The 17,529-nt window shown below is 51.9% G+C and carries 18 protein-coding genes; 9 read left to right on the top strand and 9 right to left on the bottom strand.

All coding sequences use genetic code 11. From position 1 onward, the window contains the following. Positions 1 to 48: 48 nt before the first annotated feature. Positions 49 to 975, bottom strand: a complete 927-nt coding sequence (locus tag DFR42_RS09420) for a LysR family transcriptional regulator (protein ID WP_211324215.1) — start codon at positions 973 to 975, stop codon at positions 49 to 51. Then, positions 972 to 1,763: a class II glutamine amidotransferase gene (locus DFR42_RS09415; RefSeq protein WP_110254696.1), complete on the bottom strand. Its 792-nt coding sequence runs from the start codon at positions 1,761 to 1,763 to the stop codon at positions 972 to 974. The genes DFR42_RS09420 and DFR42_RS09415 overlap by 4 nt, the downstream gene beginning before the upstream one ends. An 89-nt stretch (positions 1,764 to 1,852) precedes the next feature. On the opposite strand from DFR42_RS09415, the gene DFR42_RS09410 reads away from it, so the two are divergent. Then, on the top strand, positions 1,853 to 2,149 hold the full coding sequence (locus DFR42_RS09410; RefSeq protein ID WP_110254695.1) for a YciI family protein: 297 nt from the start codon (positions 1,853 to 1,855) through the stop codon (positions 2,147 to 2,149). A 125-nt stretch (positions 2,150 to 2,274) separates the two neighbouring features. Next, on the top strand, positions 2,275 to 2,610 hold the full coding sequence (locus tag DFR42_RS09405) for a hypothetical protein (protein WP_110254694.1): 336 nt from the start codon (positions 2,275 to 2,277) through the stop codon (positions 2,608 to 2,610). A gap of 78 nt (positions 2,611 to 2,688) precedes the next feature. Here the strand turns inward: DFR42_RS09405 and DFR42_RS09400 are convergent, their stop codons facing one another. After that, positions 2,689 to 3,405, bottom strand: coding sequence for an ArsR/SmtB family transcription factor (locus DFR42_RS09400; RefSeq protein ID WP_110254693.1), 717 nt, complete (start codon positions 3,403 to 3,405; stop codon positions 2,689 to 2,691). 86 nt (positions 3,406 to 3,491) lie between these two features. On the opposite strand from DFR42_RS09400, the gene DFR42_RS09395 reads away from it, so the two are divergent. From DFR42_RS09395 to DFR42_RS09380, 4 genes are all read left to right on the top strand, one after another. Further along, positions 3,492 to 4,697, top strand: a complete 1,206-nt coding sequence (locus tag DFR42_RS09395; protein WP_110254692.1) for a cytochrome P450 — start codon at positions 3,492 to 3,494, stop codon at positions 4,695 to 4,697. After that, positions 4,694 to 5,038 (top strand): antibiotic biosynthesis monooxygenase family protein, encoded by a 345-nt coding sequence (locus tag DFR42_RS09390; RefSeq protein ID WP_110254691.1) that lies wholly within the window; start codon positions 4,694 to 4,696, stop codon positions 5,036 to 5,038. The genes DFR42_RS09395 and DFR42_RS09390 overlap by 4 nt, the downstream gene beginning before the upstream one ends. A gap of 22 nt (positions 5,039 to 5,060) precedes the next feature. Next, complete coding sequence (locus DFR42_RS09385; RefSeq protein ID WP_110254690.1) at positions 5,061 to 5,774, top strand: DUF6058 family natural product biosynthesis protein; 714 nt, start codon at positions 5,061 to 5,063, stop codon at positions 5,772 to 5,774. Positions 5,775 to 5,858: 84 nt separating this feature from the next. Further along, positions 5,859 to 6,449, top strand: coding sequence for a LysE family translocator (locus DFR42_RS09380; RefSeq protein WP_110254689.1), 591 nt, complete (start codon positions 5,859 to 5,861; stop codon positions 6,447 to 6,449). Positions 6,450 to 6,460: 11 nt separating this feature from the next. Here the strand turns inward: DFR42_RS09380 and DFR42_RS09375 are convergent, their stop codons facing one another. The 6 genes from DFR42_RS09375 to rpmH form a co-directional block, all read right to left on the bottom strand. Further along, a complete protein-coding gene (locus DFR42_RS09375; RefSeq protein WP_110254688.1) occupies positions 6,461 to 7,291 on the bottom strand; it encodes an AraC family transcriptional regulator in 831 nt (276 codons plus the stop codon). Positions 7,292 to 7,302: 11 nt separating this feature from the next. Beyond that, positions 7,303 to 8,709 carry a tRNA uridine-5-carboxymethylaminomethyl(34) synthesis GTPase MnmE gene (gene mnmE / locus DFR42_RS09370; protein WP_110254687.1) on the bottom strand — a complete coding sequence of 469 codons (1,407 nt, stop codon included), beginning with the start codon at positions 8,707 to 8,709 and terminating at the stop codon, positions 7,303 to 7,305. 314 nt (positions 8,710 to 9,023) lie between these two features. Further along, positions 9,024 to 10,685: a membrane protein insertase YidC gene (gene yidC / locus DFR42_RS09365; RefSeq protein ID WP_110254686.1), complete on the bottom strand. Its 1,662-nt coding sequence runs from the start codon at positions 10,683 to 10,685 to the stop codon at positions 9,024 to 9,026. A 9-nt stretch (positions 10,686 to 10,694) separates the two neighbouring features. Beyond that, positions 10,695 to 10,991, bottom strand: coding sequence for a membrane protein insertion efficiency factor YidD (gene yidD, locus DFR42_RS09360; protein WP_110254685.1), 297 nt, complete (start codon positions 10,989 to 10,991; stop codon positions 10,695 to 10,697). A 16-nt stretch (positions 10,992 to 11,007) separates the two neighbouring features. After that, positions 11,008 to 11,454 (bottom strand): ribonuclease P protein component, encoded by a 447-nt coding sequence (rnpA, locus tag DFR42_RS09355; protein ID WP_110254684.1) that lies wholly within the window; start codon positions 11,452 to 11,454, stop codon positions 11,008 to 11,010. Between the two features lie 38 nt (positions 11,455 to 11,492). Beyond that, positions 11,493 to 11,627 (bottom strand): 50S ribosomal protein L34, encoded by a 135-nt coding sequence (gene rpmH, locus DFR42_RS09350; RefSeq protein ID WP_061535510.1) that lies wholly within the window; start codon positions 11,625 to 11,627, stop codon positions 11,493 to 11,495. Between the two features lie 479 nt (positions 11,628 to 12,106). Here rpmH and dnaA point away from each other — a divergent pair, with 479 nt between their 5' ends. From dnaA to DFR42_RS09335, 3 genes are all read left to right on the top strand, one after another. Continuing rightward, complete coding sequence (dnaA, locus tag DFR42_RS09345) at positions 12,107 to 13,501, top strand: chromosomal replication initiator protein DnaA (RefSeq protein ID WP_110254683.1); 1,395 nt, start codon at positions 12,107 to 12,109, stop codon at positions 13,499 to 13,501. Positions 13,502 to 13,812: 311 nt separating this feature from the next. Continuing rightward, positions 13,813 to 14,919, top strand: coding sequence for a DNA polymerase III subunit beta (dnaN, locus tag DFR42_RS09340; RefSeq protein WP_110254682.1), 1,107 nt, complete (start codon positions 13,813 to 13,815; stop codon positions 14,917 to 14,919). Between the two features lie 242 nt (positions 14,920 to 15,161). Next, the coding region (locus DFR42_RS09335) for a DNA gyrase subunit B (RefSeq protein WP_110254681.1) at positions 15,162 to 17,529 on the top strand (2,368 nt) is incomplete at its 3' end.

Raw genomic sequence — 17,529 nt, 5'->3', positions numbered from 1 at the left:
TGCGTACCATCTGTAGCGAGCATGCACGGCAAGATCGTCAACAGGTTCTTACACCATCACCTTGGCCGAAGCCTCCGCCACTATCCTTCGTAACCACTGCACTTCCGCCGCCGCATGCGCCCTTTCATGCCAGAGCATGAAGAACTTCATCTTGGGTACGGTAATCGGCATGGGCAAGACTTCTATAGGCCAGTCTCTGGCGCATTGCACGGCGAAGCTGCGGCTGGTGGTGAAGATGAGGTCGGTTCTTGAGAGTACGTAAGGGACCATGCCAAAGTAAGGGATAGTCATCTGTATTTTACGTTTCAGGCCCTGCTCTGCGAGTGCGGTGTCGATGATGCTGCGGTGACCCATCATGTAAGGCGTGGGGGCCAGGTGAGCCATTTCCAGATAGTATTTGATCGACAAGCCCTTGCTAACTACCGGGTGTTTGCGATTCACCATGCACACTACTTCATCTTCAAACAATTGTGCCAGATGCAGGTGCGGTGGCAGGTCAGGCCAGTTACCGATGACGCAATCCAGTTCGCCACTCTCCAGGCCAGCAGCATAATCAAAACCAGCATTCAGGGCATGTACGGTCAGGCCAGCATTGGGTGCCTGCTCGCGCAGTTTTTCTATGATGAGTGGGATCAGCAGGGCGCTCAGGTAATCCGGTGCGCCGAGGTGGAAAATGCGCTGGGTTGAGGCAGGCATGAAAGCCGGTGCCGGGCTGGCTATACTTTCCAGTACATTCAATCCCTGGCGTGCCAGCAATAATAATTCTTCACCGCGCTCAGTCGCTGTCATGCCGTTCTTACCGCGTACCAGGATGGCGTCCCCTGTGATTTCACGCAGGCGTTTCAGCATATTGCTGATGGCGGGTTGCGATTGCCCCAGCTTCATGGCGGTGCGGGTAACGCTGCGCTCGGTCAGCAGGGTATGCAGCACGCGCAAGAGATTGGTGTCGAGTTGATCCATCAAACGCTGGCTCATGCTGTGGCCCCAGGCAATGAAAGAGGCAATACATCACCATCAACAAATACCAGCATCTGGCCAGATGCACACTGGGTCCAGCTTTCATTGGTGGTCAGGGGTTCAGTGACGATGATGGCAACCTTGTCGGCGGGCGTGGTCAATTGAGAAAAATCCACGGCCACGTCTTCATCCGTCAAGGCGGCGGTAGTGAAGGGATGCTGACGCACGATGTAGTAGAGCTTGGTCGAGCAGTGGGTGAACAAGGCTTCGCCATTCGAGAGCATCATATTGAAGGTGCCATAGCTGGCGATTTCTGCCGTAATTTCATGCATGAACTGGGCCAGTTGTTGTACGGATGGTAATTGCTCACCAAAATGACGGCGCATGCGTTGCAGCAGATAGCAAAATGCTCTTTCACTGTCAGTATTGCCAACTGGCTGGAAACTGCCATCCAGCACGGGCGCAAATTCTTTCAAATCGCCGTTATGGGCAAATACCCAGTAACGGCCCCAGCATTCACGCACAAAGGGGTGACAGTTTTCCAGGCTGACCTGGCCCTGGGTAGCCTTGCGTATATGGGCAATGACATTCCTGGATTTGATGGGATAGCGCTTGATGAGCTCAGCCACTGGCGAATCAACCGCCGACTGGTGATCAACAAACAGGCGTACGCCGCTGCCTTCAAAGAAAGCGATGCCCCAGCCGTCCTTGTGCTCGTCCGTCAAACCGCCGCGTGTTGCAAACCCGGTAAAACTGAAGACTATATCAGTTGGGGTATTGCAGTTCATTCCTAGTAATTGACACATGATGCATATAGTGAAAACAGTTTGACCATACCTTAACATAGGCAAACCCGCTTATTATTCCCATCTTTATAAGATTTTTTAGTTTGCTTATGTTATTTGCTGTCAGATTTACCGACAAAACAACGATGCGCCACGTCCGCACTGAATATATGGCTGCCCACATAGCCTGGCTGGCAGCGCGTCAGGCACAGATCAAAGTGGCGGGATCACTGCGCCATGATGCCAGTGAACACCCCATAGGTGCTTTATGGATCATTGAAGCCGAAACCAAGGAAGAAGTGGAAAGCCTGTGGCAAACCGACCCTTTCTGGGTCCACGGCATGCGCGAAAGCGTAGAAATTTTGCAATGGTCCAAGGCTTTTCCAGAGACAATGGTGGGAATCTGAGCCTGAATTAAAGGTCTGACAACATGCCTGTGGTAAATGTTTTACATTTTGACCGTAGACTAAGCCTGTATTGAGGCAGATAATATTTCGCACAAGACCTGATTACGGGTGAATAAAGGATAATCATGCAAAGCTTCAGCACTGACGCCTTGTTACTGGCAGTACCTGAATTAAAAGATGTTGCGCCCAAACACTACCCTGACCTGGTGTTGCTGGCAGCGCAGAAAACATTCAAGACACGCAAGCCTTTCTGGCGTGAATTTATGTCTGGCCTGACAATATTTGCAGCTGTTTATCTGTCCAACCGCATCGCTGCACCGGATTCGATATGGATCAGTTGTGTGCTGACTGCTGGCCTGGCCCTGGTTTCCATGTTTGCGATAGACCTGGTGTACTTCCGCAAATTAAAGCCAGCGATCATAGACAGGCTTGCCAAGATCAAGCTAGGCGTAAAAGAGTAAATGCGGAATAACTCCGGAATTAATCCGGCTTTGGCCTGAGGTTTCAAGCCTCAGGCTCAGAGTTTCAGGCTTAGCGTTTCAGGCTTTGATGGCAAACACTTTTTGAAACTCACGTTTGCCCTTGGCGGTCAGTGCCAGCGCCCGACTATCAAGGTCACGCTCCAGCCAGGAACGGTTGATCAGCAAATTCAATAAAGCCGCCCCCAAAGCGCCACCCAGATGCGGTGTGCGCTCACTCCAGTCCAGACATGAGCAGGCAAAACGCCGCCTGGCCTTGCGGGTAGTGGCAATATCCAGACCCAGTTCTTCCAATGCCTTGCTGCCGACGCTTGTCAATTCATAGGCTGTTTCTTCACCGTCCACAGGCCTGATCCAGGCTTGCTGCATAAGATAATCATGCACACCCACTGCCACTTCACCGGCCATATGGTCATAGCAGGTACGCGCCTTGCGCAGGCGGTCTGGGGTATTGGGTACAAAGCGTGATTTGGGTAAACCGGCAATCAACAAGAGGGATTCAAGCGCAATCGCGACTTCATTGCTGGCGAGTTGGTAATAGCGGTGCTTGCCCTGCGCCACCACATTTACCAGATGTTGCTCCAGCAGTTTGCTCAAGTGCACGCTGGCAGTGGAGGGGCTGACCTCGGCCACGACAGCCAGCTCGGTACTGGTGCGGGCGCGCCCGTCCATCAGGCTGCACAGCATGCGGGCGCGAGCTGGCTCGGCGATGGCACCTGCCAGCTTGGCTAACTGGGTGTCGGCGTATTCTATATGGGTGGAGTTTTCTGCATTCATAGTTTGATGGTAGACGAATTGTTCAATGCAAACAAGTCCTATACTGCATTTCACTACTTAGCCACCAAACTTAGCATAAGCCTGCCATGACACAGAAAATCTCTATCCTGAATGCCCCTTGCCATCCACACCCTTATCCTTACTACGCCAGCTTGCGTGCAGGACCAGCACTGGTTTTTGATGCCGAACTCAAATGCTGGATAGCCAGCCGCGCCGCAGTCGTGGAACAAGTGCTGGAATCCCCCGCTTGCACCGTCAGGCCAGTGGCAGAACCAGTACCGCGCAATATTGTGAGCGGCCCGGCGGGAGAAATTTTTTCACACCTGATACGCATGAATGAAGGCCCGAAGCACGCCCTGCCCAGGCAAGTAATACAAGGTTCACTAAGCAAGCCGGACTTGTCTGGCATCGCTGCATATACACAGCAGCACGCCACTCAACTTGCGAGCAAATATGATGTAAACACTGGCAACGGGCTGACACAATATCTGTTATCCCTGCCTGTTCATGTCATGGGCAGTGTATTGGGATTTGAAGAAGATGCTCTACCCGCCCTGGCAAACTGGATGGCAGATTTCGTACGCTGCCTTTCCCCCTTGAGTACAACGGAACAAATTGCTACTGCACATATGGCAGCCAAGGCTTTGCAAAATAGCTTCCGCCAACTGCTGCAAGACAGCCAGGCAAAACCGCATGGATTTTTGGCAGGCTTGCAAAACGAAGCTGAGCTATGTGGCTGGCAGCATGTTGATGGCATCTTGTCCAACCTCATAGGCTTGCTGTCGCAAACTTATGAAGCCACTGCTGGCCTGGCAGGCAATAGCCTCGTTGCCTTGCAAACTCATTCCACTTTGCTGCAAGACTTACGCGCAGAGACTGCTGCCCTTCCACAAAAATTAAGCCAGTTCGTAGCCGAAGTAGCACGCTATGATGCATCAGTACAAAACACCAGACGCTTCGTCAACCAGCATTGCGAAATTGCTGGTCAATCCCTGCAAGCTGGCGATGTCATCGTCGTCCTGCTGGCGGCCGCCAATCGTGATGCTGCGGCCAATGTTGATCCGGACATACTGCAACTGAACAGGCCAGACAGAAAAGTGTTCACCTTTGGACATGGTCGGCACGCCTGCCCTGGCCAGGACATTGCAGAGCGCATCACAGCCACTTGTCTTTCCCATCTGCTGAGCGCCCCCACATTTGATTTTGCTGCACTACGCTGGACTTACAGAGCTTCGCTGAATGGCCGCATCCCGGTATTTACTCACAATAGACAAAACAAGGAGAACACATGATAGCCGTGATTTTTGAAGTCATACCCCATGCAGAAAACAAGCAGGAATACCTGGATATCGCAGCAGGGCTTGCGCCTTTGCTCAGGGAGATGGATGGTTTTATTTCCATAGAACGTTTTCAAAGCCTGATTAATCCGGCGAAGATTTTGTCCCTGTCATTCTGGCGTGATGAAGCTGCAGTCGCCAACTGGCGCAATACCGAAGAGCACAGGGCGGCGCAATCGCAGGGACGCGGCCATGTCTTTGCGGGCTATCGTTTGCGCATCGCATCTGTCGTGCGTGACTATGGTTTGCTGGAGCGTGAACAGGCACCGGCAGACAGCCGCCAGGTGCATGGCTAATTACCTCATCCAGGAACTCACAATGTCAGCACTTGATCTTTACCTGAAAAAACACTACCTCAACAAAGCACAGTTTGCCGCGGCCTGCCTATGCACAGAAGCAGATATTGATGGACTGATACAGGCACAGTTACTGGCTGCACCGTCCTACGTAGTCACAGATAATGCAAAAATCCTGTCTGCTGTTTTTGGTGAAATGGACGCCGACAATACCAGTGCTGGTGCTTATTTTCATCCGGCCAATGTCGTCTGGCATACGCTGGCATTACAGCTTATCGACCAGCATGGGAGGGATGCTGCACCAGCTATCCTGAAAGAAAATTTCATCAGGGATTTTATTGCGGCGCTGACGGACATGCATCACAGCACATGGCGTCTGGATGATTGTTTTACTGGCGACAACCAGACTGTAGTTTCTGGCCTGATGCAACGTGCAGAATTTTCATGGCAACACTTTTTGCTGGGTACTTTTGGTCTTTGTGTTGCCCACCCTGTCTCTGTCTCAGCGATAGTGCGCAAAGAGATTTTGCAGGAAAAACTTTCCCATCTTACTGAGAATGGCAGCAAGGAAAACTTCACTTCTGCCGAGGCAAAAGAATTACTCCCAATAGTCGATGCCTTTGCAGAAGCTGCGATGTGGTTTTCACCAGCAGAATATACACGCTCCAGCCGCAAACGTCTGGTAGATGATTTGCGGCCACGCCTGCTAGCAGCAATCGCATTGACGGCCATATAAATAGCAAGGGTAGTTTTCTTCAATACAGCTCCAGTGTGCTCACGTATAAATCTGTCTGCCGACTCACTTATACGGGACACGTTTATGCTCAATCTCTATCTCTCCATGGCCGCCTTCGCACTGGCCGCATCCATTTCACCCGGCCCGGTTAACATTGTGGCTTTGCGTTCAGGCACGCAATATGGTTTTCGCGCCAGCCTGGCCCATGTCAGTGGCGCGACCATAGGGTTTACGGTTTTGTTATTCCTGACTGGACTAGGCCTGCATGAGCTCTTGATCATCATGCCCGCGCTGACGCAAGTCATACAATGGGCAGGCGTCGCTTTCTTGTTGTTTCTGGCTTATAAACTGGCTATCGACAATGGGCGACTGGATGTCGATGAAAATGGCAAGGGGCCTTCTGCCTGGTATGGCGCACTCATGCAATGGCTTAATCCCAAAGCCTGGCTGGCGTCCATCGCAGGCATGGGTGCCTATGCAGCAAATGGCGATACCAGCATGGTCTGGCATTTCACCATTATCTATTTCTTCATTTGCTATGCATCGATAGCCGCCTGGGCTTATGCGGGAACTGCCTTGCGCCAGCTCTTCAAGAAGCCTGCACTGATGCGTGCCTTTAACCGCAGCCTGGCTGTGATGCTTTTGATTAGTGCGGTGTATCTGGTGCTGAGTTGATAGTGTGATTTTTATGCCTGATACTGGCCCGGCGTTGCTGCCAGCAGGCGTTTGAATACACGCTGGAAATGTGCCTGGTCAGCAAAGCCTGCCTCCAGTGCCGCGTCGGCTATGGAGGCACCTTGCCGCAATTTTTCTTGCGCATATTGCACGCGGCGGTTGATGAGATAAGCATGCGGCGTCATATCATATTGTTTCCTGAAGGCGCGAAATAAATAGGAAGCAGACAAACCTGCGTGGGCAGAAATATCATCCAGACTCAGATCTTGCGTACAGTGCTCGTGGATAAAATCAGCCGCCAGTTTCAGCCTGGCATTTTCCAGATGCAGTTCTGCCGGAGCAGATTGCAAGTGCTTGTGCACTTCAGAAAAATACTGGATCACACTACCCTGTTTGCTAAGCAGTTCAGTTTCTGTATCTGTCAGGCTTTGATATAAAGCTAGCAGACCTTCATACAGGAAAACATTGTCAGACACCGGGCTGGTGTAGGCCTGAAATTCTGGATTTTTTTGTTGCCCCAGTTCAGTCTGCAAAGCTGCCAACCAGCTGGCATCAACGTACAGCATGCAAAAAGCCCATGGTAAATCATCGTCGGGACTGCAGATATGCACCTGCCCCGGATTGATGATCACCAGCTCGCCTGCATGTACATGATGCTGCTTACCCGCCATGACAAAATTGCTGGCCCCAGCAGTAATAGCACCTATGCAAAAAGTTTCGTGTGCATGTTTGTCATAACTGTCTGAACGGCCTTCTGCCAGATAACGCGCCTCGATAAATGGCAGCCTGTCATCACGCCAGAAGCGCGGGACAGTGTCTGCCAAAGTTTTGAGTCGCGCCATGTCTGATGCCGCTATTTGCCGATACAAAAGCGCGAGAAAATCACACCCAGCAAATCATCAGATGTAAATTCACCCGTGATGCTGTTGAGGCGGTCTTGTGTCAGGCGCAGTTCTTCTGCAAACAAATCCAGCGACTGGTCATTTTGTGCTGCATATTCAGCAGCGTTCTGCAGATGCTCATGCGCATGCTTGAGAGCGATCAAATGACGTTCACGGGCCAGGTACAGTGATTCACCGGTTTGCTCCCAACCGGCAATGCGCAGTAATTCCTTGCGCAGCAGATCTATGCCTACATGTTCATGCGCGGACAAATAAATATGCGTCGCATCTGACATTTCATCGACGCTGGCATGATGGCCGGATAAATCTATCTTGTTCCAGATGCGTATGACCGGCACACCATCGGGGAAACGGGCGACGATGGCTTCATCGGCACGTGTAGGGCCGCGACTCGCGTCGAGCAAATGCAAAATCACGTCGGCCTTGTCCACTTCTGCCCAAGTGCGCTCTATGCCTATGCGCTCTACTGTATCTATCGCATTGGCGACCTGGCCTTCTTCGGGTTCATCATGATCGTGACGTATGCCAGCAGTGTCGATGATGTTGAGGGGTATGCCTTCTATATGAATGGTCTCGGTCACCTTGTCACGGGTCGTACCAGCGATAGGTGTGACGATGGCGACATCATCACCCGCCAGTACATTCAGCAACGATGATTTGCCGACGTTAGGCTGGCCAGCTAGCACCACATTCAAACCGGCGCGTAACAAGGCACCCTGGGCCGCCTGTTCAAACACTTTTTGCAGAGCAGTCTGTATGGTCGCCAACTGGCCGCGGGCGTTGGATTTTTCGAGGAAGTCGATTTCTTCTTCCGGGAAATCCAGGGTTGCCTCCACCAGCATGCGCAGGTGCACGACTTTTTCTACCAGTGCATGAATGACTTTGGAAAAAGCACCGGACAGCGATTGCGATGCCGATTTGGCAGCGGCCTCAGTCGATGCCTCGATCAAATCGGATACCGCTTCAGCCTGCGCCAGATCCAGCTTGTCATTTAAAAAGGCGCGCTGGGTGAATTCGCCTGGCTCTGCCAGCCGCAAACCCGCATCCTTGCCCGCTTCGAGGCAGCGCGACAGCAGCATTTGCATGACGACGGGGCCACCATGGCCTTGCAGTTCCAGCACATCTTCACCGGTATACGAATGCGGTGCCTTGAAATAAATCGCGATGCCCTGATCAATGACCGTGCCATCTGCCTGGGTAAACGGCAGATAACTGGCATGACGCGGCTTGAACTGGGTAGTGCCAAACAAGGCAGTGACAACAGGGGCAAGGTCCTTGCCGGAAATGCGCACTACCCCTATGCCACCACGTCCGGGGGCGGTGGCAATGGCAGCGATGGGAATGGGTTCGTAGATCATATTGAAATTCTATCTGTGCTTGCACTCTATGAGTGCAAATTAGTCTGCTGGTTTGTGACGGAAATGCGACAGAGCGTATATCGGGAATACCTGTTCTCGTAGGTTGGGCCGGGCCTCGCTAGGCTACGGTTTACCAGCCCAACACTCGACGCTTAAATAACATATACGTTTGTTGAGGCCCAGTGTTGGGCTGATACCCCGTAGCCCAACCTACGAACTAACTAACCTACGTTGGAGCGTCTATTTGTAAAAACAAAAAAGCCCGCAAGCAAACTTGCGGGCTTTCTCATTTGCTCAATTTTTAAGCTCTATCCTCAGACCTTATGCTCAGGCGGGATCAGCTTATTATTGATGACCCATTGCTGCCCGATCGACAAGATATTGTTGACTACCCAATACAATACCAGGCCGGATGGGAAGAAGAAGAACATGACCGAGAATGCCAATGGCATGAACATCATCATCTTTGCCTGCATAGGATCAGCCGGGGCCGGATTCAGCTTGGTCGTGATATACATGGAAATCGCATAGATCACTGGCAAGATATACCATGGATCAGGTGCGGTCAGATCCGTGATCCAGCCCACCCATGGTGCGCCGCGCATTTCCACGCTGGCTTGCAAGACCCAGTACAGCGCCAGGAAGATAGGCATCTGAATCAGGATAGGGAAGCAACCGCCGAGAGGATTGATTTTCTCGGTTTTGTACAACTCCATCATGGCCTGATTCATTTTTTGCGGATCGTTTTTGAAACGCTCACGCACGGCCTGCATCTTCGGTGTTACCACCTTCATTTTTGCCATACTGCGATAACCGGCAGCCGACAAAGGGAACAAAGCCAGTTTGATGGCGATCGTGAAGACCACGATAGTCCAGCCCCAGTTACCCAGCATTTTATGGATTTGTTCCATGACCCAGAACAGCGGCTTGGCGATGATGGTCAAGACACCATAGTCTTTCACCAGTTCAAAGCCTGGTGCAATCGCTTCCAGCTTGGCAGATTCTTGCGGGCCAGAATACAGGTGTGCATTCATGGTGACAGTTGCACCTGGTGCGACGGTACCCATAGGCAAGACATTACCAACTGCATACAGATTGGTATCAACCTGTTTCGTGAAAATTTCACGCTTGGTTTTTTCTTGCGGAATGAAGGCGGACACAAAGAAATGCTGCAGCATTGCTATCCAGCCATTGTCCGATGCTTTGGCATGACTATCGCTACCCTTGGCGATTTTTTCAAAATCCAGTTTCTGGAATTTTTCTGCTTCTGTATACACAGCAGGTGCATAGAATTCACCACTGCCAGAGAACATGCCGCCGCTTTCAGGCTTGGTGCCGTCATGCAACAGTTGCAGATACAGGGATGGCGTAATTGCTGCCGTACCAGTATTGGTCACATCATGGCGCACATCGATCAGGTACTCACCTTTTTTGAAGGTATAAGTCTTGGTCAGCTTGACGCCGCCTTGCTCGGATTCCAGCACCAGTTGCACCTGATTGCCGCCTTCCAGGGTACGTACACCTGGTTTGGCAACGAAGCCGGATTTATGGTTAGGGAAAGGGCCGCCCAGCAAGCCAGTTTGCGCCAGATAAGTGCGCTTGGCTGACTGATCAAACAAGAATACATTTTTTGTATGATCAGTATCATTTTTATGCTTGAGCAATTCCAGTTTCTTCAGCTCGCCACCGATGGTATCAATATCAGCCTTGATGACATCAGTAGTGATGGTAATAGTTTCGCTCTTGATCACCGGGGCTGCAGTTGCATCGCCAGCAGTAGTAGCTGCGGTGGCGCTAGCCGATGTTGCGGTTGCCGCAGTAGCACTATTGCTGGCAGAAGCCGAAGCACTTGCTATTTTTGCAGGTGGTGGTGGAGCAAACATAGACGGCTTGCCGTTATATTGCCCCCAACCATTCCAGAGCATGAGCAGCGAGAAAGAGAAAATTACCCACAGGACGGTACGTTTGATATCCATTTGTGTATGTCAGGAAAGGGGAGAAGAATGTCCAGTGTGCTTGCCATCATGGCAGCACTGGGCAGATGTGGGGGCAGTTTGCGATTTTTCACTAGCGGGTGGCACGTTATCCACACCACCAGGGTGCCATGGGTGACATTTGCACAGGCGTTTGCCTGCCAGCAAGCTACCCCTGGCGGCACCATGTATCTTGATGGCCTCTGCCGCATACTCAGAGCAACTGGGATAAAAACGACAGTTCTGCCCCAGCATGGGACTAATTGCCAGTTTATAAAATCTCAGCAACAGGAGCAGCAGGGTTTTCATCGCACAGGCCCTATCATTATGTACTGCCAGCAGGCGGCTTATGATGAGCCGGTGTGCCAGCCAGCGCACAGGCTGGTGCAGCAAACAGGCGCAGGATTTCCGCCCTCAGCTCACGCTTGAGCTGGGCAGTCGTTGCCGGCCCGGCCTTGCTGTTAACAGGACGGGACAGCCGCACGATGCAATCCACATTCAGCAATGCTGAATGACGGAAAATCTCGCGGGTGACACGCTTGATGGTATTGCGCGTCACAGCACGTGGCGCAAACCGTTTAGCGGCCACCACACCCAGACGGGCATGCGGCAAATCATTGGTTCTGGTGTAGAGCACAAAATGCGCGGTTTTTTGCACGGGACGCAAACGAAAAACGGATGAAAACTCATCCGTTTTAATGATGCGTCGAACGCGGGCAAAATCCACGCCACCTGCACCTGCCTGAACTCGCTCAGTTATATGATTGATCATGCGAATTCAGCAAGGCTGGCGCAGACCAAAACTGATAATCAAGCTGCCAGGCGTTTACGGCCTTTGGCGCGACGTGCGTTCAGAACAGCGCGGCCACCGCGGGTTGCCATGCGTGCGCGGAAACCGTGAGTGCGCTTGCGGCGAACGACGGAAGGTTGGTAAGTACGTTTCATGTTGGTCTCGCTAATTGAGCAATAAAAAAAATCGGAATTACGGATAAAGGCTGTCTTGGGTGCGACTTCGGCTTGCACATTTTCGTCAGGCCTTTCGCCTTTACTGCCCCAAAACCGCTGCTCATGGTGTTGCGCATCAATCCATCAAAAAACCGATAATTAAAGCCGCACCAATAAAAGAGGGGTAGGGAACCCTGAATTAGACACCATTTTTGCTTTGCGTGTCAATCACTTAGCGCAAAAATTAATCAATCAGGGCACATCCATTGGTGCAATGCAAAGAATAAATTTAAACCCAAACCTGTGGATAACTCGGTCAAGCGGGGTTAAAATAGCGGATTAGCGCGGCACCGTTTTATGTCTTTCAGACAACTTACCAAGCGATAGGGCTACAAGCCTCTTAGTAATTCTTACTAAATATCGGGAAGGTAGAATTTAATTCGGCACCGCGCATTTGCATTTAATAATTAAAGTCATACATGGAAAATTTCTGGCAGGCCTGTTCTTCCCAACTTGAGCAAGAGCTTCCACCACAGCAATATAGCGCCTGGATCAAACCGCTAGTACCGCTTGACTTTGAAAACGGCAAGCTGCGTATCGCTGCGCCTAACCGTTTCAAACTGGACTGGGTAAAAGCCCAGTTCGCCAGCCGCATCACCGACCTGGCTAACCAGTACTGGGATGAAGACGTAGAAGTACAGTTCGTGCTTGATCCGCGTGGTAACAGAAAAACTGCTCCCGCAGCAGCGGCCGCACCTCGCCCGCAGGGTTTGAATGCCGACCTCGATGCCCAGGGCAGCGTGCCAGAAATGATGTCTGAACCCGCCGCGCCAGAAGTATCACCGCGCCGCGAGCAAAGCCGTATTAATTCCGACCTGACTTTTGACAGCTTCGTTACCGGTAAGGCCAACCAGCTGGCTCGCGCTGCTGCCATTCAGGTAGCAAATAATCCTGGCGTTTCCTATAACCCACTATTCCTGTATGGCGGCGTAGGCCTGGGCAAGACTCACTTGATCCACGCCATCGGTAACCAGATCCTGGTTGATAACCCTAACGCCAAGATACGCTACATCCACGCTGAACAATATGTGCGTGACGTAGTGACCGCTTACCAGCGCAAGGGCTTTGATGAATTCAAGCGTTATTATCATTCGCTGGATTTGTTGCTGATCGATGATATCCAATTCTTTGGTGGCAAGAGCCGCACGCAAGAAGAATTCTTTTATGCCTTTGAAGCACTGATCGCCGCCAAGAAGCAAATCATCATCACCAGTGATACTTATCCCAAAGAAATCACCGGCATGGATGACCGCCTGATTTCCCGCTTTGACTCTGGCCTGACCGTCGCGATTGAACCGCCAGAGCTGGAAATGCGCGTAGCGATCTTGCTCAAGAAAGCTTATTCAGAAGGCGTGAATATTTCCGATGACGTCGCCTTCTTCGTCGCCAAGCATTTACGTTCCAACGTGCGCGAACTTGAAGGTGCCTTGCGCAAGATTCTGGCTTACTCACGCTTCCACGGTAAAGAGATCACCATCGACGTGGTCAAGGAAGCCCTGAAGGATTTGCTGTCGGTACAAAACCGCCAGATATCCGTAGAGAATATACAGAAGACAGTCGCCGACTTTTTCAACATCAAGGTCGCCGACATGTATTCAAAAAAACGTCCGGCCAATATCGCCAGACCACGCCAGATTGCGATGTACCTGGCCAAGGAACTCACGCAAAAGAGCCTGCCAGAAATCGGCGAACTCTTTGGCGGCCGCGACCACACCACGGTCTTGCACGCAGTACGCAAGATCGCGGCAGACCGCACCAAAAACCCAGAATGCAACCATGAACTGCATGTATTAGAGCAAACGCTCAAGGGTTGATGGGTAGGATGTTGTAGGATGTGCAATTGGAAGTGTAATTTGTAGTATGCAGATGAGCAGGGTTTTGAGAACTCGACCCGAATTGAAGCAGCTAGCAGTGTAAAGCAGCACGAACATTATTAACGTCATCCCAGCGAAGGCTGGGATCCATTTGCGCAAGAGCCGTTTGCCCAGATCGACGAACAAATTTGTAAAGTGCGCCATGCGCACCAAAGTAACAAGCATGACCGCAGTAAATATGTGAAGCAATCTATAAAAGCAGCAAGAAATACTTAAGTTCCTTGTCACCATAATTTAGTGAGGATATTCAAATGCAATTGGTTAAAACCCACCGGGACACCCTGCTCCGGCCTTTGCAAATTGTGAGTGGTATTGTCGAGCGTCGGCATACATTGCCGATTCTGGCCAATATCCTCATTCGCAAAGACGGTGAACAGGTGTCGTTCCTGTCGACAGACATAGAAGTGCAGATCACGACCAAGGCAGCCATAGGTTCTGGCGGCGACAGCATAGCCACGACAGTCGCAGCCCGCAAATTGCTGGATATTTTGCGCGCCCTGCCAGATGACAATGATGTGGTCCTCAAGCTTGAAAACAAAAAGATGAGCGTGCAGTCAGGCAAATCACGCTTCTCTTTGCAAACCCTGGCAGCAGAAGAATTCCCTACCGTTGCCCAGGCCGAGCATTTCAATGCCAGCGTCAACCTGCCGCAAAAAACCCTGAAGCACCTGTTCAACATGGTGCATTTCTCGATGGCCCAACAAGACATTCGTTATTACCTGAATGGCTTGCTGCTGGTTGTCGATGGCAAGAACGTCATCGCCGTGGCAACTGATGGTCACCGTCTGGCGTTTTGCCAGGTCGAAGTAGAGCAAGAGTTCCCGCGCCATGAAGTCATCATCCCGCGCAAAACCATCATAGAGATGCAGCGCCTGCTGGAAGATAAAGAAGACCCGGTACAAATCGACATCGCCAACAACCAGGTCAAACTGACTTTTGCCGATATCGAACTGATTTCCAAACTGGTTGAAGGCAAGTTCCCTGACTTTAACCGCGTCATCCCCAAAGGCTATAAAAACAGCTTCACTTTGGGCCGCGAGCAATTGCTGCGTTCTTTGCAGCGTGCCGCGATCATGACGTCGGACAAGTTCAAGGGCGTGCGTTGCGTCATTACCCCTGGCCTCATGCAGATTTTGTCTACCAATGCCGACCAGGAAGAAGCGATAGAAGAAATCGAAATCGACTACGGTGGCGACAGCGTCGACATCGGCTTCAATGTCAGCTATCTGCTTGATGTATTGAATAACCTCAAATGCGACCAGATATCGGTTTCTTTGGGCGACTCCAATTCATCCGCACTGATCACTATCCCCGACAACACCGACTTTAAATATGTCGTCATGCCGATGCGGATATAAGTTGTAGATATCGACAGATGCCGTGGACACTATATCCACGGCGATCTTAATACCGTCATTCCAGCGCAGGCGGGAATCCACCGGGCTGGTGCTCCAGTGTCGTTAGTCGTTATGCTCTGATGCATCAACAACGTAGACAGTGGATCCCACCTGTACCAGAATGACAAAGCAGTCTTGAATATGTTTCACATTGGGCGATTTACAAAGTTGTCCAAAACAGTTCGTTTTTTTAGAAGGTAGCCATGTCCGATAACACCCAAGACAACACTCCAGCGCAGCCAAGTCAATACGGCGCATCCTCAATCCAGATTCTGGAAGGCCTGGAAGCCGTGCGGAAACGCCCCGGCATGTACATCGGTGACACCTCGGACGGCACCGGTCTGCATCACCTGGTCTTTGAAGTGCTGGATAACTCCATTGATGAATCCCTCGCAGGTCACTGTACCGAGATCAATGTCACTATCCATAGCGACAACTCCATCTCCATCACTGACAATGGCCGCGGCATCCCTACCGGCATCAAATGGGATGACAAGCACGACCCAAAACGTAGCGCCGCAGAAATCGTCATGACTGAGCTGCATGCAGGTGGCAAGTTCGATCAAAACTCATACAAAGTATCCGGCGGTCTGCATGGCGTGGGTGTCTCCTGCGTGAATGGTCTGTCCAAATTGCTCAAGCTGACTATCCGACGCGATGGCAAAATGCACACCATGGAATTTGCCAAGGGTGTAGTGCAAAACCGCGAACTCGAAACCGTTGATGGCGTGCTCACTTCACCAATCAAGGTCGTCGGCGACACAGACAAGCGCGGCACCGAAGTCCACTTCTGGGCTGATGAAGAAATCTTCACCCACGTAGAATTCCATTACGAAATCCTGGCCAAGCGCATACGCGAATTGTCTTTCCTGAATAATGGCGTGCGCATCAAGCTCAACGACCACCGCACCGGCAAAGAAGAATTGTTTGCCTTCGAGGGCGGTACTCGCGGCTTTGTTGAATACATCAACAAAAACAAAAGCATACTCAACCCAACGATATTCCAGGCCACAGGCGAGCGCCAGTCTGATCAGAACACCACCATCACTGTCGACGTCTCCATGCAATGGAACGACGCCTACAATGAACAGGTATTGTGCTTCACCAATAACATCCCGCAGCGCGATGGTGGCACCCATCTGACCGGTCTGCGCGCCGCGATGACACGCGTCATCAACAAGTATATTGAAGAACACGAGTTCGCCAAAAAAGCCAAGGTAGAAGTCAGCGGCGACGACATGCGCGAAGGCCTGACCTGCGTCTTGTCCGTCAAAGTGCCTGAACCAAAGTTCAGCTCCCAGACCAAAGACAAACTGGTATCGAGCGAAGTACGCGGCCCGGTAGAAGAGATAGTCGCCAAGACCCTGACCGACTTCTTGATGGAAAAACCCAACGACGCCAAGATCATTTGCGGCAAAATCGTTGAAGCAGCACGCGCCCGTGAAGCAGCCCGTAAAGCCCGCGAACTGACACGACGCAAAGGCGTCATGGACGGTCTGGGCCTGTCTTCCAAACTGGCAGATTGCCAGGAAAAAGACCCAGCCCTGTGCGAACTGTACATCGTCGAAGGTGACTCTGCGGGTGGATCAGCCAAGCAAGGCCGCGACCGTAAGTTCCAGGCCATCTTGCCACTGCGCGGTAAGGTCCTCAACGTAGAAAAAGCCCGCTTTGAAAAAATGCTGTCCAGTGAGCAGATCACCACCCTGATCGCCACCCTGGGCACCAGCATAGGCCCGGACGAATTCAATGCCGACAAACTGCGCTACCACCGCATCATCATCATGACCGATGCGGACGTCGACGGCGCCCACATCCGCACCCTGCTGCTGACCCTGTTCTATCGCCAGATGCCACAACTGGTAGAACGCGGCCACATCTACATCGCCCAGCCACCACTCTACAAAGTCAAGGCAGGCCGCGATGAACGCTATCTGAAAGATGATGCGGAAGAAGCCACCTACATGATGACCGTGGCCCTGACTGGCGCATCCCTGACGCCAGGCACAGGCGCAGCCCCCATCACTGGCGAAGCCCTGGGCGAACTGGTACGCCAGTACAACCTGGCTAACGCCATCATGATGCGCCTGACCCGCGTCATCGACCGCGCCGCCCTTACCGCCATCATGACCGGCGTCACGCTGAAACTGGATAACGCAGAAAACGCAGAAGCATCCGCCATCGCCCTGACTGCCGCCATTGGCGACAATGCAGTCAAAGCAGTGGTACGCAGCGACGAACTCTCAGGCGCCTTCAGCCTGCGCATAGAACGCCTGTACCACGGCAACATCAAGGTCAGCAGTATCGACGCCGACTTTGTTGATGGCGCAGACTACAAAGTGCTGGAAAACGCCGCCACCACCTTCAAAGGCCTGCTCACAGAAGGCGCATTCATCCGCCGCGGCGAAGGCGAAAAAGCCAAGGAAATCGCAGTCCACGACTTCCACCAGGCCATGCTCTGGCTACGCGACGAAGCCGAACGCGGCGTCAGCAAACAACGCTATAAAGGTCTGGGCGAAATGAACCCAAGCCAACTCTGGGAAACCACCATGGACCCCACAGTCCGCCGCCTGC

Origin of the sequence: Undibacterium pigrum, assembly GCF_003201815.1 — a bacterium.
GTDB classification, from domain to species: domain Bacteria; phylum Pseudomonadota; class Gammaproteobacteria; order Burkholderiales; family Burkholderiaceae_D; genus Undibacterium; species Undibacterium pigrum.
This window is presented reverse-complemented; position numbering and strand designations above follow the sequence as displayed.